General features: G+C 72.7%; 22 protein-coding genes and 2 pseudogenes. 7 read left to right on the top strand and 17 right to left on the bottom strand.

Annotated features, from left to right (window positions below; translation table 11 throughout):
• Nucleotides 1-18: 18 nt before the first annotated feature.
• The 5 genes from IE290_RS06830 to IE290_RS06810 form a co-directional block, all read right to left on the bottom strand.
• Nucleotides 19-645, bottom strand: coding sequence for a cupredoxin domain-containing protein (locus tag IE290_RS06830; RefSeq protein ID WP_191243575.1), 627 nt, complete (start codon nucleotides 643-645; stop codon nucleotides 19-21).
• On the bottom strand, nucleotides 642-1,163 hold the full coding sequence (locus IE290_RS06825; protein ID WP_191243574.1) for a YceI family protein: 522 nt from the start codon (nucleotides 1,161-1,163) through the stop codon (nucleotides 642-644). Before IE290_RS06825 ends, IE290_RS06830 begins: the two co-directional genes overlap by 4 nt.
• A gap of 86 nt (nucleotides 1,164-1,249) precedes the next feature.
• A complete protein-coding gene (locus tag IE290_RS06820; RefSeq protein WP_191243573.1) occupies nucleotides 1,250-2,188 on the bottom strand; it encodes a cupredoxin domain-containing protein in 939 nt (312 codons plus the stop codon).
• 62 nt (nucleotides 2,189-2,250) lie between these two features.
• Nucleotides 2,251-3,159 (bottom strand): CopD family protein, encoded by a 909-nt coding sequence (locus IE290_RS06815; protein ID WP_229874267.1) that lies wholly within the window; start codon nucleotides 3,157-3,159, stop codon nucleotides 2,251-2,253.
• Between the two features lies 1 nt (nucleotide 3,160).
• On the bottom strand, nucleotides 3,161-3,805 hold the full coding sequence (locus tag IE290_RS06810) for a hypothetical protein (RefSeq protein WP_191243572.1): 645 nt from the start codon (nucleotides 3,803-3,805) through the stop codon (nucleotides 3,161-3,163).
• Between the two features lie 413 nt (nucleotides 3,806-4,218).
• On the opposite strand from IE290_RS06810, the gene IE290_RS06805 reads away from it, so the two are divergent.
• Complete coding sequence (locus tag IE290_RS06805; protein ID WP_191243571.1) at nucleotides 4,219-4,761, top strand: copper resistance CopC family protein; 543 nt, start codon at nucleotides 4,219-4,221, stop codon at nucleotides 4,759-4,761.
• A gap of 108 nt (nucleotides 4,762-4,869) precedes the next feature.
• Here the strand turns inward: IE290_RS06805 and IE290_RS06800 are convergent, their stop codons facing one another.
• From IE290_RS06800 to IE290_RS06795, 3 genes and pseudogenes are all read right to left on the bottom strand, one after another.
• The gene (locus tag IE290_RS06800; protein WP_191243570.1) at nucleotides 4,870-5,268 is read right to left on the bottom strand and encodes a nitroreductase family deazaflavin-dependent oxidoreductase; all 399 of its coding nucleotides are present in this window, start codon (nucleotides 5,266-5,268) and stop codon (nucleotides 4,870-4,872) included.
• Nucleotides 5,269-5,406: 138 nt separating this feature from the next.
• Nucleotides 5,407-5,586, bottom strand: a pseudogene (locus IE290_RS38500) (hypothetical protein); the annotation flags it as partial.
• A 94-nt stretch (nucleotides 5,587-5,680) separates the two neighbouring features.
• The gene (locus IE290_RS06795) at nucleotides 5,681-8,038 is read right to left on the bottom strand and encodes a poly(ethylene terephthalate) hydrolase family protein (protein WP_191243569.1); all 2,358 of its coding nucleotides are present in this window, start codon (nucleotides 8,036-8,038) and stop codon (nucleotides 5,681-5,683) included.
• A gap of 338 nt (nucleotides 8,039-8,376) precedes the next feature.
• Between IE290_RS06795 and IE290_RS06790 the strand changes: the two genes are divergently transcribed.
• Entirely contained in the window at nucleotides 8,377-9,495 is a 1,119-nt protein-coding gene (locus IE290_RS06790) for an NAD(P)/FAD-dependent oxidoreductase (RefSeq protein ID WP_191243568.1), read from the top strand.
• Between the two features lie 100 nt (nucleotides 9,496-9,595).
• On the opposite strand, the gene IE290_RS06785 is transcribed toward IE290_RS06790, so the two are convergent.
• The 7 genes from IE290_RS06785 to IE290_RS06755 form a co-directional block, all read right to left on the bottom strand.
• Nucleotides 9,596-11,086, bottom strand: a complete 1,491-nt coding sequence (locus IE290_RS06785) for a DHA2 family efflux MFS transporter permease subunit (RefSeq protein WP_191243567.1) — start codon at nucleotides 11,084-11,086, stop codon at nucleotides 9,596-9,598.
• 110 nt (nucleotides 11,087-11,196) lie between these two features.
• Nucleotides 11,197-13,563: a lysylphosphatidylglycerol synthase domain-containing protein gene (locus tag IE290_RS06780; RefSeq protein WP_191243566.1), complete on the bottom strand. Its 2,367-nt coding sequence runs from the start codon at nucleotides 13,561-13,563 to the stop codon at nucleotides 11,197-11,199.
• The gene (locus IE290_RS38705; RefSeq protein ID WP_505606741.1) at nucleotides 13,564-14,073 is read right to left on the bottom strand and encodes a hypothetical protein; all 510 of its coding nucleotides are present in this window, start codon (nucleotides 14,071-14,073) and stop codon (nucleotides 13,564-13,566) included.
• A gap of 99 nt (nucleotides 14,074-14,172) precedes the next feature.
• Nucleotides 14,173-15,360 (bottom strand): MFS transporter, encoded by a 1,188-nt coding sequence (locus IE290_RS06770; RefSeq protein WP_191243564.1) that lies wholly within the window; start codon nucleotides 15,358-15,360, stop codon nucleotides 14,173-14,175.
• Nucleotides 15,357-15,935, bottom strand: a complete 579-nt coding sequence (locus tag IE290_RS06765) for a phosphatase PAP2 family protein (RefSeq protein WP_191243563.1) — start codon at nucleotides 15,933-15,935, stop codon at nucleotides 15,357-15,359. Before IE290_RS06765 ends, IE290_RS06770 begins: the two co-directional genes overlap by 4 nt.
• A gap of 10 nt (nucleotides 15,936-15,945) precedes the next feature.
• Entirely contained in the window at nucleotides 15,946-16,494 is a 549-nt protein-coding gene (locus IE290_RS06760; protein ID WP_191243562.1) for a Chromate resistance protein ChrB, read from the bottom strand.
• A 367-nt stretch (nucleotides 16,495-16,861) separates the two neighbouring features.
• Complete coding sequence (locus IE290_RS06755; RefSeq protein WP_191243561.1) at nucleotides 16,862-17,176, bottom strand: TetR/AcrR family transcriptional regulator C-terminal domain-containing protein; 315 nt, start codon at nucleotides 17,174-17,176, stop codon at nucleotides 16,862-16,864.
• A gap of 122 nt (nucleotides 17,177-17,298) precedes the next feature.
• On the opposite strand from IE290_RS06755, the gene IE290_RS06750 reads away from it, so the two are divergent.
• On the top strand, nucleotides 17,299-17,760 hold the full coding sequence (locus tag IE290_RS06750) for an aromatic-ring hydroxylase C-terminal domain-containing protein (RefSeq protein WP_191243560.1): 462 nt from the start codon (nucleotides 17,299-17,301) through the stop codon (nucleotides 17,758-17,760).
• A 77-nt stretch (nucleotides 17,761-17,837) separates the two neighbouring features.
• Here the strand turns inward: IE290_RS06750 and IE290_RS06745 are convergent, their stop codons facing one another.
• Nucleotides 17,838-18,677, bottom strand: coding sequence for a TIGR03620 family F420-dependent LLM class oxidoreductase (locus IE290_RS06745; RefSeq protein WP_191243559.1), 840 nt, complete (start codon nucleotides 18,675-18,677; stop codon nucleotides 17,838-17,840).
• 89 nt (nucleotides 18,678-18,766) lie between these two features.
• On the opposite strand from IE290_RS06745, the gene IE290_RS06740 reads away from it, so the two are divergent.
• Nucleotides 18,767-19,618: a LysR family transcriptional regulator gene (locus IE290_RS06740; protein ID WP_191243558.1), complete on the top strand. Its 852-nt coding sequence runs from the start codon at nucleotides 18,767-18,769 to the stop codon at nucleotides 19,616-19,618.
• A 105-nt stretch (nucleotides 19,619-19,723) separates the two neighbouring features.
• Nucleotides 19,724-20,098 (top strand): annotated as a pseudogene (locus tag IE290_RS06735) (leucine zipper domain-containing protein); the annotation flags it as partial.
• Between the two features lie 110 nt (nucleotides 20,099-20,208).
• Here IE290_RS06735 and IE290_RS06730 read toward each other — a convergent pair.
• On the bottom strand, nucleotides 20,209-20,817 hold the full coding sequence (locus IE290_RS06730) for a TetR/AcrR family transcriptional regulator (protein WP_191243556.1): 609 nt from the start codon (nucleotides 20,815-20,817) through the stop codon (nucleotides 20,209-20,211).
• Between the two features lie 112 nt (nucleotides 20,818-20,929).
• Here IE290_RS06730 and IE290_RS06725 point away from each other — a divergent pair, with 112 nt between their 5' ends.
• Both IE290_RS06725 and IE290_RS06720 read left to right on the top strand, forming a co-directional pair.
• A complete protein-coding gene (locus tag IE290_RS06725; protein WP_191243555.1) occupies nucleotides 20,930-21,742 on the top strand; it encodes an SDR family NAD(P)-dependent oxidoreductase in 813 nt (270 codons plus the stop codon).
• Nucleotides 21,739-22,662, top strand: coding sequence for an NADP-dependent oxidoreductase (locus IE290_RS06720; RefSeq protein ID WP_191243554.1), 924 nt, complete (start codon nucleotides 21,739-21,741; stop codon nucleotides 22,660-22,662). The genes IE290_RS06725 and IE290_RS06720 overlap by 4 nt, the downstream gene beginning before the upstream one ends.
• The last annotated feature ends 120 nt before the right edge of the window (nucleotides 22,663-22,782 follow it).

Here is a 22,782-nt window from a genome sequence, read left to right as displayed (position 1 = left end):
GGAGGCCGCTGGGGGCACTTATGTTTCCCTGCGCGACACCAGGAGGAGCAGGCACAGCACGGCGATCCCGGCGGCGACACCGGCCACGACGAGCTTCGGGTCGAGTGTGGTGGTCGTGCTCGCCGGTGTGACGGGAGCCGCCACGGCGGGGTTGGCCACGGCGGGGTCGGGCGCCGTAGTTGCCTCGGTTGTCGACTCCGCCGCCGGGGGCATCGACATCGACGGCGCCGGCGCCGCGGGTGCCGCCGCGCTGGGGGACCGCGTGGCCTTGGGTGTGCTCGTCCTGGGGGCGGTGCTCGCCGGGGCCGCCGCGACCGGGGCGGGTTGCACCACGATCGTGGCGCGCATGTCCGGGTGCACGGAGCAGTAGTAGGAGTAGGTGCCCGGGGTGGTGAAGGTGTAGCTCCAGCTCTGGCCCTGCGACAGCATCGCGCTCTTGAACGCCACCGGGGCGCTCGTCGTCACCACGTCGTGCGGGGCCTGGTCGTGGTTGGTCCACGTCACGGTGTCGCCCACGCGCACGGTCAACGACGACGGCGAATACGCGTAGCCCTCCATCATCACCGCCTGCGACGCGGCCCCCGCGGGCGGTGCGGCGAACAAACACGACGCCAGCGCGAGCACGGCCACCAGCAGCACCCTCATCGCACGAACTCCACGGCGACCTCGAGCTTCAGGCGCCGCCCGGCCAGGCGCCGGGCGATCCGCGAGCCGGACCTCACCGGACGTCGCGGTGGCAGCACCGCACCCTTGAGCCACAGCACGGCGGCCAGCTCGTCGGCGTAGGTGATCTGGCCGGACAGCCGCACCTCCCGCGACGACCCGCCCACCTCGAGCCTGCCCGCGACGTCGACCGACCGGTCGTCCGCCACGACCATCGACGTGCTGCGGAACGTCAGGACCGGGTTCTCCGCGGCGCACAGCCCGCCTTCCCCGGTGAGGGCGCGGGCGAGCCCGGCGACGTTGGTCCGCAGCGAGCCGGTTGCCAGCGTCAGCTCGAGTTCCGGCTCCACACCGAGCACGAGATGGCCACCGCGCACCGCGAACCGCCCGCGCAGCAACCTCCTCGACGGTTCGACGACCACCCGGTCCGGGTTGACCTCGTACCGCCCGGGCAGCGGCAGCGCGCTCGTCACTTCCAGTACGACCGTGTCCTGCGACATCGGTGACCTCCTGGGGAAATCAGGGACAATGGGGGCGGTGGCCCGGCCGACCGTTCCTCGGCCGGGCCACCGTCAGCGTGAGCCGCTCAGCAGGTGACCTGGCCGAGCAGCGGGGTGAGGACCTGTTCCAGCCAGACGGTGTGGGTCTTGAGGTACTGGTCCAGGTTCAGCGCGTCGGTGACCTGCTGGCTCAGCGAGGTCTCCAGGTGCGCCGCCTTGATGTGGTCGACGATGGGCTGCAGCGTGTCCTTCACGACCTGGTCGGCGTCACCGTCGAGCACCGGCGCGAGCACCTGCTCCAGCCACACCGTGTGGGTCTTGATGTACTGGTCGAGGTTGAGGATGTCGGCGACCTGCTGACCGGGCGAGGTCTCCAGGTGCGCGGCCTTGATGTGGTCCATGATCGGGGTCAGGACACTGGTGCTGACGCAGCCGGGCGAGCCGGCCGGCGCGGACGACGACGGCATCGAGTGCGAGCTGCTCGGCTTCGAGGTCGACGGGGACGCGGTCGGCTTCGAGGTCGGCGTGGAGGTCGGCTCCGTCGTGGGGGTGGAACCGCCGCCGGTGACGGTGATCGTCGCCTTCATGTCCGGGTGCACCGAGCAGTAGTAGGAGTACTCGCCGGCCTGGGTGAAGGTGTAGCTGTAGGTCTCACCCTGCTGGATCAGCGGCGAGCTGAACTTCACCGGACCGTCGGTCACGACCACGTTGTGCGGCGCGCTGTCGTGGTTGGTCCACGTGACCGTGTCACCGACCGAAACGGTCAGCGACGCCGGCGAGAACGCGAAGTTCATCATCTCCACGCCGCTCGACTGCGCCTGGGTGGACTCGGCCTGCGCCATGCTCTGGTACAGCGCGACGGCGACCGGGTTGCCCTGGTCCACACCCGCGGCGGCCGGCGGGCTCGACTTCGCGGACTGCAGGGACGCGAGGCTGAACAGCACCCCGCCCAGCGCGACGATGGCGACGCCGACGAGCCACACCGGCCGTCGCCGGGTGCGCGGGGATTCGTCCTGAGGTTCCATGGTGGAGTTCCCTTTCACCTGATTTCAGCGTCCGGCCGGGGCGGCCGGTCCGCGGGAGACCGTCAACGGCCCGGATTGGCCGTGACGAGCTGGGCCGCCGCGGCGACCACGACGATCACGAGGACCGTCTCCGCCGCGACGGAATAGACGAACGGCCGCACCGCCGACGGGGCGCCGCGCAGCACCACGGCGAAGTCGAGGCGGCGGTGGACCCAGTTCTTGCTGCCCTGGGCGATCAGCAGGACCGCGGCGAGCACCACGATCTTGACCAGCAGGGTGCGGCCGTAGCTCGTGGTCAGCAGCTTCCCGGGGTGGCCGAGCGTCTGCCAGGCCAGCGCGACCCCGGCGGCGGTGATCACCAGGACCGAGGCCATCGCCAGTTTCGAGTACCGCGGCACGACCACCGCCAGCTCCTCCGGGCGCCGCCGCGACAGCACGCCGAACAGCAGCATCGCCAGGCCGCCGAGCCACGCGCAGACGCCGAACACGTGCAGGAAGTCCGCGAACTGCGCGAGGACCGGGCGCGCGCTTTCCGGGGCGTGGCCGGTCATCCCGGTGGTGCGCAGGAGCCCGAACCCGACCGCCGCGGCGCCCGCCCGCCAGGCCAGGGAGCCGGCCGCGAACCGTCCGCGCTGCAGAACCTGGGCGAGCACGACCCCGGCGAGCAGCCACAGCATCGCCCTGGCGAACCAGACCTGTCCGAAGTGGACGTCGAGCACCTGGGTGATCAGATCCCAGTCCAGGAGATCCCCGGGCGGGCGCTGGGCGATCCACGCGCCCTCCAGGCCGATCGCGGTCACCGTGCCCAGCACGCCGAGCACCCACCCCGTGGTCAGCACGCCACGCGCGCGTCCCTGGTCGGCGCCGCCGGGCCAGAGGACGGCCAGGAACAGGGCCCCGCCGAGGAACAGCGTCATGCCCAGGTAGTCCACCGCCCGGGCGGCGACGTAGAGCGCCTTGGTGGGGTCCACCTCAGCCTCCCAGCAGGGACGTGACCCGCGGCGCGACCGCGCCTTGCAGCACGTCCGAGGTCACGCCCAAGGTGGTCGGGGCCGGTTCGCCTGGTGGCGGCGCGCAGTAGCCGGTGACGCCGTAGAGCAGCGTGTTCAGCAACCCCGGGTCCGTCCCGTCCGGACTCTGGGTGAGACCGGCGGTCCCGGTGAGGTCGCCGACCAGCGGCAGCCCGGTGACCACCGTGTTCGCCGTGTCCACGACGTTCTGGGCCAGTCCGGGCAGGCAGACGGGCACCGGAGCGCCGGGGGTGGCGGGCGGGACGACCGGTGTGCCGGGCGCCGGCGCCGGCGTTCCGGGGACCACCGGCAGGACCGGAACCACGCTGTCCGAGCCGGGGACGTCGGCCACCGGATCCGCGGGCGGGGCGGTGAGATCCGTGCCCGGCAGGGTGAGGTCGGGGACCTGCGCCTGCGGCAGATCCCCGGTCACCGGTGTCTGCGGATGCGGCGCCGGCGACTGCGTCTGGGCCGGCCCGGCGCTGTTCGCGGCCGGTGCGCTGGTGCTCAGGCCCAGGCCCGAGGCGTACCCGACGACCACGACGACGCCGGTGACCAGCATGGCCGCGACCACTTGGTCGCGGCGTAGGTCGATACCTGCTCCCACGAGCGATTACCCCTCAATCCGGCGGATTTCCGCACCGCCGTAACGCCTGATGCCGCTGTGCCGACGTCAACGCCGACGGCGGGAATTTGCCTCGGTGGTAGTCCGTTCGGGCCAATGCCGTCCGATGGGGGACGATCAGACCAGGCGCCGTGTTTCACCCGGTGATCACTGTGTGAAGCAGGGGTAAACGGTTCCCGCGGCGGCCGCGCCGCAGCGGTGAGGTACGCGATTCAGCTGTCCACACTGGATCGGCGAACCCGGGAAACGCCGATGGTGCCGGTCGTGGCGAGGGGCGGGCCGGTACCGGCGGTGAGAAGCAATTAATACCGTGTTTACGACGCGAGGGTTGCCGGTCACGCGGTGCGCGCCGCTAGCCTCGGCAGGATTCGTTCCACTTCCCGGATGGGAAACGCATGACACGCATTTTCGATGTGTCCGCCCGGATCGCGGGCCTGGCTCTCGTCGTCACCCTGCTGCTGCTCGGCGGCGCGCCCGCCGCCGACGCCCACAACGTGCTGGTGCGCAGCGACCCCGCCGCGAACGCGACGCTGACCACGGCGCCCTCGGCGGTCACGCTCGAGTTCAACGAACCGGTCGACCACGGGTTCAACGAGATCACGGTGACCGGGCCGGACGGTGTGTCGCAGTGGGCGGCCGGACCGGCCACTGTGGCCGGAAGCCGGGTCACGACGGCCCTGCGACCACTCGGTCCGGCGGGGGCCTACACGGTCTCGTTCCGCATCGTGTCCCAGGACGGCCACCCCGTGTCGGGCTCCTACCCCTTCACCCTCGCCGCCGCGGGCCCCGGCACGCCCGCCCCGCACGACGCCGCACCGGCCGGAGTCGCCGCCGCGGTGCCCGACGGCCGCGCCACCGTGCCGGTGTGGGCATGGATCGCCGGGGCGGTCGTGCTCCTGCTCGCCGGCGCCGTCGTCGCGAGGCGCATCGCCAGGTGAACCGGCGTAGCGGCGGTGAGCTCGTCCAGCGTGGACCTGGCTCGATGGAACGGCAGGACCGTCAGGACAGCGGACGAACCGGCTCGCCGGTGCCGTGCCGCTGGGCGGTCATCGCCCGGCCGGCCGCACCGTCAGGCGCAGGTAGTCCTGCAGCGGCCACCGTCGGGCGAGTTGGCGGCGCAGGCCCGAGGTGCCGGCCAGCACCTCGTCCTTGCCGGCGAAGGCGGGCTCGGTGACGGCGAACGTCCGTCCCTTCCAGACGAGCGTGCCGCCGCCGGCGTGGAGGTTGCGGACCCAGTCGGTGTGGCGACCCCAGGGCAGTCCGATGTAGACCGAGTCCGCCGTGGAGCCGACGATCGCGATCGGGGTCCGGTACGCCCTGCCCGATTTGCGTCCGCGGTGCTGCACCAGAGCCCAGAGCGGCACCAGCCGGCGACCCGCGAGCCGGGCCGCGATCTTGTTGAACGCTTGGGCGAAGGCCGGTGGCCGTCGAGTCCGAGTGGTCATGAGGCTCAGTGTGCCAGATTTCCACGGGCGTTGAAATGAAGGCTGAGGCCGCTCTCAGGAACGGCGACGCCACCGGGATCGACACGTTCTGCGGGCGGCGTGTTCGTGGTCATCGAGGTGCCGGCACACCGGCTGCCCGAGGTGGTACTCGCCGCGCCCGCCGCGACGAGATCCTTTCCGGGAGGCCAGCATCGTCGCCGAGGCCGGCTCGGCCAGTTCGGCGAGCGACCGGGCCCGCATCGGGTCCAGCGTCACCTCGGCGGCAGCCGGGTCGGGTCTCGCGCATCGTCGACGCCGAGGTCCAGACCGCGACCTCATTGCGAACCGGGTTCGACCTGGCCGGAAACAGAACCTGGCGAGCCGGCAGCGCCGGGGGTTTCGCTCGTGCGCGTGAAACCCCCGGCGCCGGAAATCATGCCTCGTCGTCGTGGATGGTGACGTAGGCGGTGTTCTTGCCGGTTACGGCGTTGGTGGGGTAGCCGAGCACGACTTGGTACGGGGTGTCGGCGCTGGCGTCCACCGTCGAGTTGTCCTGGATCGGGATGGTCACCGTGGCGGTGGTCTGCCCGGCGGGAATCGTGACCTTCTGCGCCGCCGCGGTGATGTGGGTGCCGGCACCGGTCCTGGCCTGGAGGTGCACGGTCACCGGCAGGCTGCTCGCCTTGGACAGCCGCACGGCGACCGTCGCGTTGCCGGCGTCCTCGTCGGCCGTCGTGTCGGTGACGGACAGTTGCGGCAGCTTGGTCGGCGCGCCCGTGCCGACGGACGGCGTGGTGAACGCGAGGTCGGACAGGAGCACCCCGCCGGTGGCGGTCGCCGTCGTGATCCGGATCTGCCGGATGTCGGTCGTGTCCACCAAGGTCATCGCGGCGACCGGCCAGCGCACGGTGCGCAGCCACGTCTTCGGCAGCAGGTCCTGGTTCCCCGCCGGCAGCGGGGAGAGCGCGTCGCTCAGGGCCGAGACCGTGGTGGACTGCGTCCTGCCGGCGCCGTCCACGACGGTGAGCTGCAGATCCGCGGCGATGTTGCCCGCGTCCGGCGCCGCCCGCAGGGTCAGTGCGCCGTACCGGCTGACGTCGTAGCGGCCGGACGGCAGGGCGGCCGTCATCTGGCCCCCGTTGGCCCAGGTCAGGTGCAGCATCGGAGTGGCGGGCACGTTCGTGGTGTGGGTCACCGGGGTGAACGACGGGAAGCGGCTGGTGGCGGTGGAGTCGCTGCACGAGGGCAGGCCGCTCTGCGGGGAGGCGCCGGCGATGCTCGCGCAGTACTGGCCGAGCACCTTGCCGGAGAACGCGACGTTCCCAGCTGCCGCCTGCAGCGGGGCGACGTCGAGCCGTTGCGCGGCGGGGGACTGCGTCGCCTGCAGCACCGTCGCCGCGCCGACCTGGACCGCGCTGCCGGAGCCGGACTGGAACATCGGCAGGAAAGCGCTTTCCCGGCCGAGGGTCATGCGGAAGAAGGCGGCGGTGTAGGCGACGCCGGCCGCCCGCTGCTCGTCCACGGTGAGCCGGGTGTTGCCCGCCACGCTGCTGCCACAGGCCGGGTCGCCCGGGTCGACGTAGACGTCCCAGTCGTCGCCGTACACCTGTGTCCACACGGAGTTGAAGTAGTTGTGGTTGGCGCCCATCATGAGCAACGACGCCTTCAGTGCGGAGTCCGTGCCGCTCGTGTACCGCGAGTCCTCGAAGAAGTGCTGGCCTTCCTGGTTCGAGACGTCGCCGTCGCAGTAGGGCAGCAGCACGGCCATCGGCACGTCGGTCAGTGCGGGGCGGGTCCGGTCGATCGGGGCGATCGGAAGCACGCCCCGGATCCCGTACGGGGTGGGGCGGGCGGCGTTGAGCAGTGCGGCGCGGACCACGCCGTCGCCGCCGCGGGAGTGGCCCATCAGGCCGACGTTGCCGAGATCGAGCTTGCCCTTGAGCACGGGGCTCATTCCGGCAGCGGTGCCGGCGTCGGCCTTGGCGAGCAGGTCGAGGTGTGCCATCACCAGCTGGCCGCGGGCCAGGCCACCGCGGTCGGGCGAGGCCGTGGTCTGGTCGAAGGCGCCGATCGCGTTCGCGCTGACCGACACCACCACGTAACCCTGGCTGGCCAGGACTTCGGCCGACCGGGCGTAGCCGAGGTAGCTGGGCATCGGCTCGAGGCCGTTGACGCAGGGCCAGTTCGCGTTGTCGAGCGTGCCGGAGTCCGGGTCGTAGCAGGCGTCCTCGCGGCCGTGCAGGAACACCACCACCGGCCGTTTGCCGGACGCGCCGACCGGCACCCACACCGCTGCCCGCTCCTCGACCGGCACGCCGGTCAACCCGGACAGCTGGAGCGCGGTGTCACCGAAGTCGTAGTCGGCGCGGGTGACGCCGTAGTGTCCCGCGGCCTCGGGAGCGGACGTGATCGGCGTCCCGGCGGGCACGTCGGTCGCGGCGGTGGGGGCGGTGGCGCTGCGCGGGGTCGTGCCGGGCACCACGCCCTGCCACGCCACCCGCACCGACGACGGGTGCGCCGCGGCGGGATCGGTGGTCACCAGGGTGAGCGTGCGGCCGTCCCGGGACTCCTGTGCCTCACCGAGCGACCGGCCGTCGACCGCGAGCTCCGGCGACGCGTCCCGCGCCGGAAGCCGCTTGTCGAGCGTCAGCGTGATCCGGTAACCGCCGTCCACCGGCGTGACCGACCAGGAACCATCGGCCGAAGCCGCCGACGCGGGCGGCGTCGGCAGCAAAGCCAGTCCCAGAGCCAGTATCGCGCCGGTGATCGCCGGTCTCCAATGCTTGCGCATCCACACCCTCCAGGGGTTTTTGTTGCGACCAAGGACAAACAGCGGTGTCAATCTAGGCCCGGGTGCTGGCGGGGTGGTGTCACGAAGATCGTCGAAGCGCGCAGGTCAAGCCGCCGGGTACGGGAGCACGACGAGGCGGGGTACTGCCCGCCGCGGTGCCGACGGCGGAAGGAAGCCGCGAACGCTCAGCGTTGTGATGCGCCACCTCCGGTGGTCCAGACCTGTAGCTCCGACAAGCCCGCTATGGCCCAGCTCACAGAGCCGACCATTGCAGTTCGTACCACGAACTAATATGGTTCGTAGTGCGAACTGAAAGACCGGCTGAGGGATGTGAAAGCATGAGTCGTACCGTCGTGGTCATCGGTGGAGGGTATGGGGGCGCCTCGGTCGCCAAGGCGCTCGAAGGGGAGGCCGACGTCGTCCTCGTCGAGCCTCGGGACGCGTTCGTCAACGTCGCCGGGTCGTTGCGGGCGGTGGCTCAGCCCGACTGGGCGGGCAACATGTTCTTCCCCTTCGACACGATGCTCACCCGCGCCACGGTGATCCGGGACCGCGCGGTCTCGGTCGACCCCGAGGGCGTCACCCTGGCCTCGGGCCGCCGGGTCGCGGCGGACTACCTGGTTCTGGCCACCGGTTCCCGCTACGCCTACCCGGCCCACCCCGCCGCGGACTCCGTCGGCGAGGCGTTGCACGACTTCCGCCGGACCCACGAGGAGCTGGCCGGCTCCGACCGGGTGCTCATCCTGGGCGCCGGCCCGGTCGGCCTGGAACTGGCGGGGGAGATCAAGGAAGCCTGGCCGCACAAGCAGGTGACCGTCGTCGCCCCGGCCGAGCAGCTCCTGCCCGGTTTTCAGCCGGAGGTGCGTGCCGATCTGCGGCGCCAGCTCACGGAACTGGGCGTCGAGGTGCGGCTGGGCACCGGACTGGCCGCCCCGCCGGCGAACCAGCCCGGTGAGGCCGGGACGTTCACCGTCACCACCACCGGCGGGGACCGGATCACCGCCGACATCTGGTTCCGCGCGTTCGGCTCGAACGTCAACAGCGACTACCTCGCCGACGGCAAGCTGACCACCCGCACCCCGGAGGGCGCGGTCCGGGTCACCGACACCCTCAACGTGACGGGGTACGACCACGTCTACGCCGTCGGCGACATCACCGACGTGCCGGAAGCGAAAATGGCCGGGTACGCGATGCAGCACGCCGAGGTCGTGGCGAAGAACATCACCGCACAGTTGCGTGGCGAGCGGGCCAGCGAGACCTACCGGCCGCTGCCGTTCCCGATGATCCTGCTCCCGCTCGGCTCGCGGGGCGGGGTCGGCCAGCTGCCCTCACCGGAGGGCCCGTCGGTCGTCACGTCCGACATCGTCCGGCAGTACAAGGGCGCCGACCTGTTCACCGGCCGCTTCACCGAGCAATTCGGTCCCACCGCCGGGGCGAAGGAGGCACTCCGCCTCTGAGCTCGGTCCCGATCGAGCGCAGGAGGGCGTGCTCGCGCCGCGGCCGCCCTCCTGCTGGGCGAGCGGGCGCGGCGCCGTCCACGAGCGGCGACTGGTTCGTTCAGGCGGCGGAGCTCCGTTTGGCGCGGCGGGGGAGCAGGAGCGCGGGGAAGATCAGGACCGCGGTCATGCCGAACGCGACCCAGAACGCGAAACCGAACGACTCGGCCAGGATCGGGCCCACGGTCGCCCTCGCCGCCGGTGGCATCGACGTGATCGGGCCCGGGCCGGCGGCCGGGATGCCGCGGGCAGCGAGCCCGCCGGTGAGATGCTGGGTCAGCGCGGTCACCAGCAGCGCGCTGCCGAGCGAAGCCCCGACCTGCTGGATGGCCGACAGCGTGGGCGCCGCCCGGGACACGGCCCTGGCGTCGAGTTTCGCGTAGGCGGCGGCGAAGGTCGGCATCATCACCGAACCCAGCCCGAGGCCGCGCACGAACAGGACCGCGCTCAGCCACGCGTACGAGGTGGCGGTGCCGACCTGAGCCAGCGGCGCGGTGCCCAGCAGCGCCAGCACGATGCCCACCGGCACGACGAAACCCGCCCCGACCCGGTCGGTCAGCTTCCCCGCGAGCGGCATCGCCACCATCGCGCCGAGTCCTTGCGGCGCGAGCAGCAGGCCCGCGGTCAGGGCGCCTTCACCACGGACGGTCTGGTAGTACAGGGGCAGCAGGAGCAGGCCCCCGAACAGCGCCACGGCCACCAGGAAGATCGTCACCGCGCCGGCGGTGAAGAACCGGTTGGCGAACAGTCGCACGTCGATCAATGCGGCGGGACCCCGGCCCAGGCTGTGCCACGTGTACAGCGCGAGACCGGCGCCGCCGGCGATGAGCCAGGCGATCACATTCCAGTGCCCGAAACCGCCCTGCGAGCTCGCCCGCGACAGGCCGTAGAGCAGCACGACGAGACTCCCGGACAACAGGACGAGACCGCGCACGTCGATCCGGCCGGGGTGCTCCACCTCGCCACCGCCGGGCAGCTTCCACGCCGCCAGCCCGACCGCGCACACCGCCACCGGCACGTTGACGAGGAAGATCCAGTGCCAGCTGGTGTACTCGACCAGCAGGCCGCCGAGCACCGGGCCGAAGACCGGGCCGAGCAGCATCGGCACCCCGAGGATCGCCATCGCGCGACCCAGCCGTTCCGGCCCCGCGGCCCGCGTGATGATCGTCTGCCCGCCCGGCAACAGCATCCCGCCACCGAGGCCCTGCACCACGCGGAACGCGATCAGGCTCTCGATCGACCAGGCGGCGGCGCACAGCGCCGAACCCGCCGCGAACAGCACCACCGACAGGATCCACACCGGCTTGGTCCCGAAGCGGTCCATGGCCCATCCGGTGAGCGGGATGACCAGGCCCACCGCGAGCAGGTATCCGGTGACCATCCACTGGGCGGTGGACAGGCCGGCGCCGAGTTGCCTGCTCACGGTCTCCAGCGCGACGTTGACGATCGTGGTGTCGAACACCACCATGATGAGCCCGCACACGACGACGAGCCCGGTGACGACTACCTCGCGATCGAGCGCGCCCGCACGCGCGGTGGTGGAGCGATCCATGCCGGCTCCCGAGTGAGTCCGAGAGGTTCGCGACGAAGCCCAAGCTACGCCCGCACGGCCCCCGTGCGAAGCGGTTCCGGCGGCGGACCCGCTGACGGGCGAGCCGGCCCTCAGATCGTGCCCTGGTGCTGGAGGTACCGGAACGCGGCGATCCCGGGCAGGATCGGCAGCCAGTAGGTCAGCACCCGGGAGGTGAGGACGGCCAGCACCGCGGTCGTGGGTGGGGTGCCCAGCGCGGTGAGACCGGTGACCGTCAGCGACTCGACGGCGCCGATACCGCCCGGAGTCGGGATGATGTGCCCGAAGGTGTGCCCGATGACGAACACCGTGAGCACCGCCGCGAGCGGCGCCGTGTCGCCGAAGGCGGCCAGGCTCGTCGCGAGGCCGGCTCCGGACACGGCGAGGTAGGCGGCGGCGCCGCCCCACAGCTGCGCCGCTCGCCGGGGCTGCCGCAAGGTGGTGCCGAGGTCCCTGGCGACCCGCAGGGCGGGCCGGACGAACTTGCGCCGCCCGAACCCCGACCCCAGCACGACCCCCGCGACCACCACCAGCCCGGCGGCGGCAGCCACCACCGGCCACCCGTGCGGGACCCGGATACCGCTCAGCAACCCCGCGGTGCCGAGACCGAGCGCCCCGGCCACCGACCAGATCCCGCCGAGGACCCCGGTGGCGGCGATGTTGAGCATCGCGACCCCGACCGCCTGGGACCGCCGGATGCCCAGCCGCTCCATGAAGGCGATGTTGATGCCGAAGAACCCCACCCCGCCCGGTGTCGTCCGGCCCGTGAACGCGGCGCCCAGCTGCACCAGGGTGGCGCGCCAGAACGGGAGCGGCGACGAGCTCGCCCCGAGCATCGACACCGCGGCCGCCACGATGGCGAGCAGCCCGGTCAGCACGGTCACGGCCAGCCACAGCCAGTCGGCCCGGCCCAGCGATTCGCCCACCGCGCGCAGGTTCGCCAGCTGCGGCAGCAGCGTGTAGACGGCGGCCCCGAACAGCACCAGCCCGATCAGGGTGCCGGGGCGCAGCGGCGAGCGGAACGTCGGGATCGGCCGGCCGATCCGCTCGGCGAGGGTCTCCCGCAGGTCGGTCAGGAGGTAGCGGTCGTTGCCGATCTGCCGGCGGATCCGGCGCGGCAGCGCGAGCGGCTGCAGATACGCCAGCGCGGCTTCGAGCCGGGCGGCGGGGAGCACGCGTGCCGCCGTGTCCACGGCCCGGTCGATCCCGGCGACCGACGTGATCGAGACCAGAGCCTCGGCGAGGTCCTGGGCGATCCGGTTGTCCGCGGCGCCGGCCTTGCCGAAGGTGAGGTTCAGCAGCCACGACCGCCTTCGCGCGTCGACGAGCACGTTCTTCGCGCGCAGGTCGTGGTGGGCGATGCGGCTGTCGCCGAGCTTGCCGACGGCGGACCAGACGCCCTCGAGCAGCGTGTCGTCGATCTCGCCCGGGGCGAGCCGGGTGAGCCGCGTGCCGTCGATCTGGTGCCGCACCAGCAACGACGCGCCGTCCGGGGCCTGGCAAGCCAGTACCACCGGCGGCACGGGCACGCCGCTGTGCTGCGCGAGCAACGTCACGAGCGCTTCGTGCTCGGCTTCGTGGTAGGTGCCGGACAGGCGCGGCTCGTCCTCGGTCTCGAGGGAGGCGAGCATGCGCCGGATCCGGTACCCCGGCCCGGCCCGCCGATGCAGGCGGCGCACCACCTCGACCCGCAGCCGGTCGCCCTCCGCCGTCGTCGCGACGAACTCGAGCGGGCCCAGCGCGTGCCCCCGCACCGGGACGACGTCCACCGCCGCGAGCCCGGCCTCGGCCAGCGCCAGGGCCACGGCGGCCGCCGAGGTCTGCCTGCCCGGCGCTCCGAAGGCGAGGTGGAACAGCGCGCCGGTACCCCAGCCGAGGAACACCCCGGCCAGCGCGCCGAGCGGCAGGATGTGGCCGAGGTACACCCCCGCGGCCGCGACCAGCACCACCACGGCCCACGCCACGGGCCGGCCCCGCCGCTTCAGGTAGGGAGCCGCGACGGACACCACAGCCGCCGCCACCGCGGCGTGCGAAGCCGGGAAGACGAACCCGCCGGGCCCGGGCAACCGCAAGCCCAGTGCCGCCTCCAGCGCCGGCGGCACAGCGCGAGAACCGGACCACGAGTGCACGGCCAGTTCGAGACCCCACGCCAGCAGGGCGGCCCCGGCGCACTGGAGGGCGAGCCGGACCCGCTTGACGTAGAGCGCGACGGCGGTGACCACGGCGGCGCCCGCCCAGCCACCCGCCCAGTCCAGCACGCGCCACACCACGGTCGATCCGGCGGGGATGCTCTGGAACTGCTGGTAGATCGCGATCTCGACCGGGTTGGCCGGCCGCCGCGCGCCCAGTGCGCACAGCACGACGCCCGCCGTGGCGGTCAGCAGGACGACCAAGTCCCGGGGATGCCGCCCCAGCGGCATCACCTCCGGCGGCCGCGCGGCCGGGCGCGGATCGTCCAATCAGGGCACCGCCTGCCCCGGCGCGGAGGCCGGCCGGTGTCCCGGCGCGACGAAGAGCTGCTGTCCGGCGCGGCGCGCCAGGTCTCCTGGGTTCCGCGGGCCGATCATGCCGCCGGCGATTGCCAGCGGAGGACGAGCGGGGCGCGCACCACGCCGGTACCTCCGGCCGGTGCCGAGGTCGCCGCGCCCGGGTGGACGCTCATCGATGGTCATGGCGCCCTCCGCGCCTGCTCGCGACGCTCGGGGACTTCGGTGTCCCGCTTCAAACGTAAGATCCGGGCTCCGGCCCGTCAAACCGGGCAGGATGAATCCGGTTCGCCCCCGCAGGTGACGGGGGAGTGGAACAGGATCTCGATCGGCCGCGGGGTCGACCCGGTGGTACTCGTCGCCCAGCAGCCCCCTCAGGTGCTGTCCGTTGTGGACGATCCCGGCCAGGAGCCAGTTCCGTTCGTCGGCGGCCACGAGGTCCGGGTGCACCGGGTTGCCCCGGTAGAAGTCGCCCAGCAGCACGCTCTCCGGCCGCTGGTACGGCGGCGAGCGCCACTCGCTGCCACGTCCGCAGCGCCGGCGACCCGGCGTAGGCGAGGACCCCGGCCGCCGATCTCACGCTCATGACCGGCCTTCCCCGTGCGCGGTGCGGCGGTTCGCGCCCACCAGGCCGCCCATGAGGGCCACGACCGCGGCCAGGGCGATCAGTCCGCCGCCGAGCGAGGACGCCACGGCCACGGCCCCGACCAGGAGCGGGGCGCCCGCGTCGCCGAGTTCGCGGCCCACCTCGGCGGCGCCCATGGTCTGGCCGAGTCGTTCCGGTGGGGTGGTGGCGGCCAGGTGCGCGAACCCGAGCGGGGTGGCGAGCCCGACGCCGGTGCCGATGACCACCGCCGCGCCGAGCACACCGCCCAGGCCGGGCACCAGTGCCGCGACGGTCAGGCCCGCCGCCGTCGCCCCGAGACCGAGGGCCATGCCCGTCCGGTCGCGGAGGCGGCCGGCGTCCCGGGCGCGTCCGGCCCAGGGCTGCACCAGCGCCGAACACACCGCCAGCACCGACACCGCCGCCCCGGTCGCCAGCGGGCCGAGCCCGGCCGCCGCCCCGGTCACCGGCAGGAAACCCACACCCACGGCCAGCGCCCCGGTCGCCGCGGCCAGCGTCGCGGTCGGGCCGAGGAAACTGGCCCGGCCCAGCCGCCGCGCCAGGTCGACCACCGTCTGGCGCTCCCGCGGCAACGGCGGCACCGCCGGAACGGCCAGCGCCGCCCACACCGCGGCCAGCACGGCGAGCCCGGCGAGCACCCCGAACAGCAGCCCGAACCCGCCGACCGTGATCAGCACCCCACCCAGCACCGGTCCGAGGGTGTAGCCCAGGCCCTTCCAGGCGCCGTATCCGCCGAACGCCCGGCCCTGCCGCGCCGCCGGGGACAGCCGGGCGACCAGCGCCCCGGCGGCGGGGGAGAAGGCCGCCGCGGCGGCGCCCTGCCCCAGTCGCGTCAACGCGACCAGCGCGGGATTCCCGGCCACCACGAACGCGGCGGAGGCCACCGCGAACGCCACCAGTCCGCCCAGCAGCACCGGACGCGGGCCGATCCGGTCGGCCAGCGACCCGAACACCGGTTTGAGCACGACCTCGGCTCCGTCGTAGACGGCGAGCACGATCCCGAGCGTGAGCAGGGACGCGTGCTGCTCGTGCGTGTAGGCGCCCAGGCCGGCCGCGATGCTGTGCGCGCCGAACGCGGTGACGAATCCGGCGGCGTAGAGCGGCCACGGCGCACGCCCGACCGCGGTGCCCGGCCCGCCGGTCACCGGACCGCCGTCACGAACGGCCGCAGGGGCGAGCGTTCGGCCGCGCGCAGCAGCCACTCCAGCGGACGGCGCACGAGCAGGAACCCGAGAAGCGTCACCACGGCGCCCAGCACCAGACCGGCCAGGACGTCCCGGGGGTAGTGCGCGGCGATGTAGACCCGCGAGAAAGCCATCACGATCGCCGCGGCGGCGGCGAGCAGGCCGAGGCGCCGGTGCACGAGGAACAACCCCGCGGTCACCGCGCCGGCCATCACCGCGTGGTCGCTGGGGAACGAGGGATCGGTGCTGCGGTGCGCCAGCACCAGGATGCCCGGGATCGCGGTGTAGGGGCGGGGCTCGCCGACCAGGCCGGCGAGCGGCTGGTTCACCCCGAGCGCGGCGAGCATGCCCAGCGGCGTCCAGATCGCGGCCGCCATCGTCGCCACGGACGCCCGTCGCCGGGCCGTCCACCAGCCGGCCAGCATCAGCGCCGCGAACACCGCGAGCCCGTAGGTGGCGTAGACCGTCACGACGCCGTGCAACCACGGAGTCGCGCGGGCGAAGTCGTCGATGCTCAGGAAGAGCCGGGTGTCCATGGCCGCCTTCTCACATCTGGTGCAGGGCCTCGAAGACCTTTTCGGTGTAGTCCGCCAGCCGGGCGGCGCAGCCGGCGAGCCGCTGGTCGGCCTCGGCGGCGAGCGGGGCGCCGAACACGTCGCGGGCCCTGAGGTCGCGGTGCCACCGGCGCAGCCGCTCCAGGCTCTGCTCCTCCTCCTCGAGCTCGGCCAGCGTGAACTTGCGGGTGCGGACCTCCTTGTCGATCTCGGCCTCGAACTTGCCGCAGTCGGCGAGGAACTCCGCCCACTCCTCCTGGCGCTCGGCGGTGAACAGCTCCGCCAGGCGGGCCCCGTCCTGCTCACCGCGTCCCGCGGCGTCCAACACGACCACCTCGCCGTCGCCGCGCCGGGCGAGCTCGCGCACGCGTGAGACCCCGTCGGCGAAACCCGGCACGTCGGGCACCGCCCACGTCCCCTGGCCCAGCGACAACGCCCCGACCCGCCGCAACTCCCGCCACACCGCGACGCGGTGCCGCGAGGGCGAGGCCGGGATCCGCACCACCAGCACCAGCCAGCGAACCGGCTTCGAGTCCGTCACATGTACGAATGTAGCACCTGTTACAGCGCGATCGGGATCAGCAACCGCCGTGCGCCGTTCACCGTCTTGACAGGAAGTCCTCGTCGGCCAAGGGGTTCGTGACGAAGGGCCGGTCCTTAGGCGGTGCGGAGGACGAGCGTCGAGAACAGGGTGGTGAAAGGTCAGCCGGACCGCGCTCTCGGGATCCTCGTGACTGATTTCGCTGCGGCCGCGCGACACCAGGCTGGTGCAGTGCTCGCCGGCAACGGCCTGCTCCGGGTGATCTGCGCGCGTTCTTCGTCCCGGCGGAGCCGGTCATCGCTGAGGCGGCGATCCCGGTGGATTTCCACGACTTCCCTGCCCAGGGCCGCCCCGTCCGGCTGGGCGCCTACCGCGGTTTCGCGTAGGCCCGCATGAAGGTGCGGACACCTTCGGTCATGATGTGCCGTATCCGGCCGGTTTCGACGTTCGCGGGATCGGGCTGGTCGTCGTAGGCCAGCAGGATGGTGAGCGCGGCCAGGTGGGCGGCCGCCATGCCGGCGTCGGACGCTTCGAGCAGGCCCTCTCCGGCGAAGTGGGCGATGCGTTCGGCCAGGGCTGCCTGCGGCGCACGCGTGGAAACCTCGTCCGCCGTTCCGGGTGACCGCCACCGCTGCTGCGCGACGAGGGCGAACGCGGCGGCGTATTCGGCGGAGGCGATCATCGTCGTGCCGAGTTCGACGGCGAACCCGATGAGCGCTTCTTCCAGCTGATCCCGCGTGGTGATCTCCGCGTCGTCAGCGAGGTGCGCTCCGATCGCGCATCAGGATGCGCACGTTCTTGGCCATGGCCGCCGACGGAGCCGACGGCGTGAACAAGGGACTCGCCGGCATGGGCGGCGAGGTCACGACCGGCCTCGCCATCGGCTACCCGGCCAGTTCGGTGTCGCTCGACGGCAGCCGGGCAGACCGGGCTCCGTACGTCGCGGGGCTTCGGGGCCCGGGATTTGCCGGCAGCACGTTCGACCTGTTCCGCGGGCCGCACTGGACGATGCTGGTGTTCAGCGATCACCTGAACAGCACGGAGTCGTTCGCCGGACTGTCCGCCGACGTGCACGTCCACCGGATCGGCACCGGGGCGATCCTCGACCCCCGGGGCACGGCGGCCGCACGGTTCGGCGCCGGCCCCGACACGGTGGTCCTGGTGCGCCCCGACGGCTACGTCGCGGCGCGCGTGCCGCTGTGGGAGGCGGCCCAGGTCCGCGACCACGTCCAGCGGCTGTCCAGCCGCCAGGCCGTTGCCGCATGAGGCGACGCGCGGTACCCCGGCCGGCCGCGCCGACGGCTCGAGCCTCGCGGGTCCGTGCGCAACCGAGTCCGCCGGCCTCACCCGGCCTTGACGGCGTGCACCGCTTCGGCGACCGCGAGCAGCGTGGCGATCGGGTCGTCGCCGAGGGGGTAGACGCCGACGTGGTCGGCGCCGGCGTCCCGGTGGGCCAGCAGCTTCGTCGCGACGGTGGCTGGATCGCCGTGGGCGACGAGCGCGTCGATGAGGCGGTCGCTTCCGGTGTGGGCGAGATCGTCGTCGGTGTAGCCGAGACGCCGGAGGTTGTTCGCGTAGTTGGTGATGCCCAGCGCCGTCCCGGGTGGCGCGGACCGGGCGATCGCGCGTGCCCGCTCGGCGTCCGGCTCGGTGAGCGCGAAGTGGCCGGGCAGCAGCAGTTTCCCCGTGCCCAGGATGTCGCGAGCCTGGCGGGTGTGCTCGGGCGTCACCATGCCCGGGACGGCGCCGGCGGTGCGGTCGCGGGCCAGGCGCAGCATCTTCGGCCCGAGCGCGGCCACCACTGTCCGTCCGGCCGGGACGCCGTCGGCGGCGAGCCGGTCCAAATAGGACGCCAGTGTGTCGTACGGCGAGGCGTACTCGGTGTGGACCTCGCGGTGCCCGACGCCCACGCCGAGCAGGAACCGGCCCGGGTGGCGGGCTTCGATGCGGTGGTAGGAGGCGGCCACGGTGTCCGCGTCGGCGGTCCAGACGTTCACCACGCTGGTGCCGACGACCATCCGGGTGGTCGCGTCGAGGAGCTCCTCCGCGAGGGCGAGGTCGGCCGGCGGTGAGGCGTCGAGCCAGAGGGTGCCGTAGCCGGCTCGTTCGACTCGCGCCGCGGCTGCCGGGTTCACTTCGTGCTCGCGCAGATGGGCGCCGAGGAGGCCGGGATCGATGCTCATGCCCCGACTCCAGCACGACGGCCCGCGGGGAACCAGCACCACGGCTGACGCGCAGCGATAACCTGGAGGCATCGTCGCAGGGAGGGCCGGTGGAGTTACGGGCGTTGCGGTACTTCGTCACGGTCGCCGACGAGCTGCACTTCGGCCGGGCCGCCGAGCGGCTGCACATCGCCCAGCCCGCGGTCAGCAGGCAGGTCGCGCGGCTGGAACGTGAGCTGGGGGTCCGGTTGTTCGACCGGTCGCCGCGGCGGGTGCGGCTCACCGAGGCCGGGCACCGGGTGCTCGACGCGGCGCGGGAGGCGCTCGCGGCCGCCGACCGGGTCCGGGGCGCGGCGAGCCCCCGTGGGGGAGTGATGCGCATCGGCACCGGCACCGGCCAGTTCACCGCCCGCCTGGAGCGGGGGATCGACGTGCTGCGGGAGCAGGCCCCGGCGTTCGACGTGGTGCTCGTCGATCTGCCGGTGCCCGCGCGCCTGAACGCCCTGCGGCAGGGGGAGATCGATCTGGCGCTGGTGCGGGGAGTGCGTTCGGCGCCCGGTCTGCGGGTCCTGCCGACGTGGACGGAGTCCCTGTTCGCGGTCGTGTCCGCGCGGCACCCCGCCGCCGGTCGTGCGGCCGTCGGCGTGGCCGAGCTGGCCGGTGGTCCCTTCCGGACTTCCCAGGACCACGATCCGTCGGTGGAAGCCGCACTGCGGGAGGCGGCGGCACTGGTGGCGCCGGGGCACCGCGCGGGCACGGTGGGGGACACGATCGTCGAGGTCGGCTCCGATCCGCGCAGCTGGACGGTGCTGCCGGCCGATCAGGTGGCCGAGATCCGCTCCACCCGGGTGCGAGCGATCCCGCTCGAGCCCCCGGCGACGATCACCGGCAGCGTCGTCGTCCCGGAGGACCTCCCGTCGCCCTGTGTCGCGGCGCACCGGGCGGCGTTCGGACCCGGCTAGCTGTACTTGGCCGGGACGTTGGTAGGGGCTGGTTGGTGTTGACGTGGGGAGAGCCTCCGGTTGGGGTGGGGCTTGTCTAGGACTCACGCCAGGCCGGAGGCTCTCGTGTCACACCGTCATGCCCGCACGACGTTCTTGGGCAGGTTGCTGATCATTCAGCGGCATCGTGAGGAGTGGCCACAGGCGCATATCGCGAAGGCGATGGGCATTTCACGCAAGTGCGTGAAGACCTGGCTGGACCGGCACGCCGGCGAGGGCGAAGCCGGCTTGCACGACCGGTCCTCGCGTCCCCGTTCCTCACCGCGGCGGACCAGTGCCGGGACTGAGCGGCAGATCGTCGAGCTGCGGCGGCGGGAGCGTCGGGGTCCGGACTGGCTGTCGGCGCTGGACCCACTCACCGGGCAGGTCATCCGGGCCAGCAAGACCACTGCGGTGCGGTATGAGCGCGATACCCCGGGCGAGCGAGTGCACCTGGACGTGAACACCGAACGAGCCGCCGCACTTACCCCCTGGCTCGAGCACTACAACACTCAACCCCGCCACAACGCACTCGACGGCCACCCACCCACCAACCTAACGACCAAGTACACCTAGCCGGCCTCCGCGCGCAGGCCCGCGAAGGCGGCGTCGATCGCCGCTGTGGCGGCTGCCGGGTCGGTTCCGGCGCGCGTCAGGAGCGAGGTTCCTTGAGCCAGGACGAGCAGGAGCCGTGCCTGCGCCTCCGGTGTGGAAGCCGTGCTGACCTCCCCGCGCTGCTGGGCTTGCCGGAGCGGCTCGATCAGCAACTCGACGAACTGGGCGAACGCGTCGGTGACGAGGGCGGTGGCCTCGGCGTCATGGGGGACGAGCTCGGCGACGGTGTTGCCCATCATGCAGCCGTGCGGGGCGTGCGGGTCGGATGCCACGGTCCCGAGTTGGGCGGGCATCACCAGGACCTCACGCAACGCGGGCAGCAGCGGGATCTGCGTGAGCGCTGACCGGAGCGTCTTTTCGTACTCGGCCCAGTACAGCTTCACCGTTTCGAAGTACAGCGCGCGCTTGTCGCCGAACGCCGCGTACAGGCTCCCGCGCTCGAGACCCACGCCGTCCACGATCGCCTGGATCGAGGTCCCGCCGTAGCCGGACGCCCAGAAGATGTCCCGCGCTGTCGCCACCGCTTCCGCCGGGTCGAATCCTCTCGGCCGCCCTGTCCTCGCCATGCCGCCAGTCTAGGACTTCTTGACTCTGCGTTCAAGAAGTCCTAGAGTCGCGGACGACTTCTGGAACGCTTGCACGGAAATCGCGGCGTCCCCCGAACAGACAGGAATCACCATGAAGGACCTGCGCACCTACGGTGCCTACGCGGTCGTCACCGGAGCGTCGTCCGGGATCGGCGAGCAGTTCGCGCGGCAGCTGGCCGCCGCGGGCGTGAACGTCGTCCTGGTGGCGCGCCGGAAGGACCGCCTCGAGGCGCTGGCCGCGGAGCTTTCGCGCGCGCACGGCGTCGAGAGCAAGGCTGTCGCGCTCGACCTCCTCGCCGACGGCGCTGTCCAAGACCTGGCGCGACAGACCAGCGACCTCGACATCGGGATCGTCGTCGCGAACGCCGGGATCTTCCACGCCGGACCGTTCGTGGCGAACGAACTGTCCGACGAGCTGGACGTCCTCGCCCTCGACGGGGCGCTGCCCCTGCAGCTGGCGCACCGGTTCGGGCGGGAGTTCGTCCGCCGCGGTCGCGGGGCCCTGATCCTGGTGTCGTCGAGCCTCGCCACCAGCCCGGTGCCCTACCAGGCCAACTACGCCGCGGTGAAGGCCTACGTGCTGTCGCTCGGGCAGGCGCTGAACCACGAGTGGAAGGAGCACGGCGTCGACGTCCTGGTCGTCTCGCCGGGACCGACGCAGACCGAGGGTCTGGACAACGCGATCGGAATCGACTTCCGCAAGCTCGGCGGGCGCAAGATGGACCCCGCCCGGGTCGCGAGCACGGCGCTGGCGAACCTCGGCCGACGGGCTCACGTCATCCCCGGTCTGAGCAACAACCTCGCCGACCTGGCGGGGAAGTACCTGCTTCCCCGGTCGGCATCGGTGCGGCTGTACGGGCGGATCATCAAGCAGGCGCTCACCGGATCGGAAACCGCGGCATGAGCCGGACCGTTGTCCGCGATGGGTTCGGCGGTCCGGAAGTGCTTCGGGTGCGCGAGGTCCCCGAACCCCATGCCGGTCCCGGCGAGATCCGCGTCGCCGTCCGGGCGGCCGGGCTGAATCCGATGGACTGGCAGATCGCCGGTTCCGCCCGGCACGCGGCCAGGTTCGGGATCACCGGGCCATCCGGGTTCGGCTGTGATCTGGCCGGTGTCGTGGACGAGGTCGGGTACGGCGTCACCGAGTTCGCCGAAGGTGACCGCGTGTACGGCGGCGTGCTCGCCGCGGCCGTCGCCGACTACGTCGTGGTCCGCGTGCCGGTGACACCACCGAACGTGCTGCTACGCATCCCCGATGGCATCGACGACGCCACCGCCGCGGCGTTGCCGACGCCCGGTCTCACCGCGGTCGCCGCCCTCGACGCGGTTCGCCTCGAGCCGGCCGACACCGTCCTCGTCGGCGGGGCTGCCGGCGGCGTGGGCGTCCTCACCGTGCAGCTCGCCCAGCTGGCCGGGGCGACCGTGATCGGGACCGGGTCACCGGGAACCTTCGACTTCCTGGAGCGGCTCGGCGCGATACCGGCCACCTATGGTTCCGGTCTCGCGCACCGGGTCCGCGCGCTCGCCCCGGGCGGCATCACCGCCGCGATCGACCTGAACGGCACGGAGACGGCCGAGGCCGCCCTCGCGCTGGGCGTGCCGCCGGCCCGAATCTCGACCGTCGCCACGGAACGCCGCCTCCCCGGTGTGCACGCGACCGGCGCCTTCGCCGCCGGACCGGGCGCGCTGCAGCGCATCACCGACGCGGTCGCCGCGGGCCTCACCGTGCCGATCGGGGCGTCGTTCCGTCTCGACCGGATCCGCGAGGCCGTCGCATTGCAGGCCGCCGGACACGTTCACGGGAAGATCGTCGTCATCCCCTGACCGGCTCTGCCGCTCGGGCCCTCAACCGGTCGTGGGTCGAAGAGCCCCGCGGTGGGCAGTTTCCGTGCGTGGGAATGCCCGGAGCAGTACGTCGCGGACGCGGCCGGTGAACTTCGGTCC

This window comes from Amycolatopsis deserti, assembly GCF_014653945.1.
In the GTDB taxonomy this organism is placed as follows: Bacteria; Actinomycetota; Actinomycetes; order Mycobacteriales; family Pseudonocardiaceae; genus Amycolatopsis_E; species Amycolatopsis_E deserti.
The sequence above is the reverse complement of the archived record's forward strand: the minus strand, read 5'-3'. Positions and strand labels throughout refer to the sequence as shown.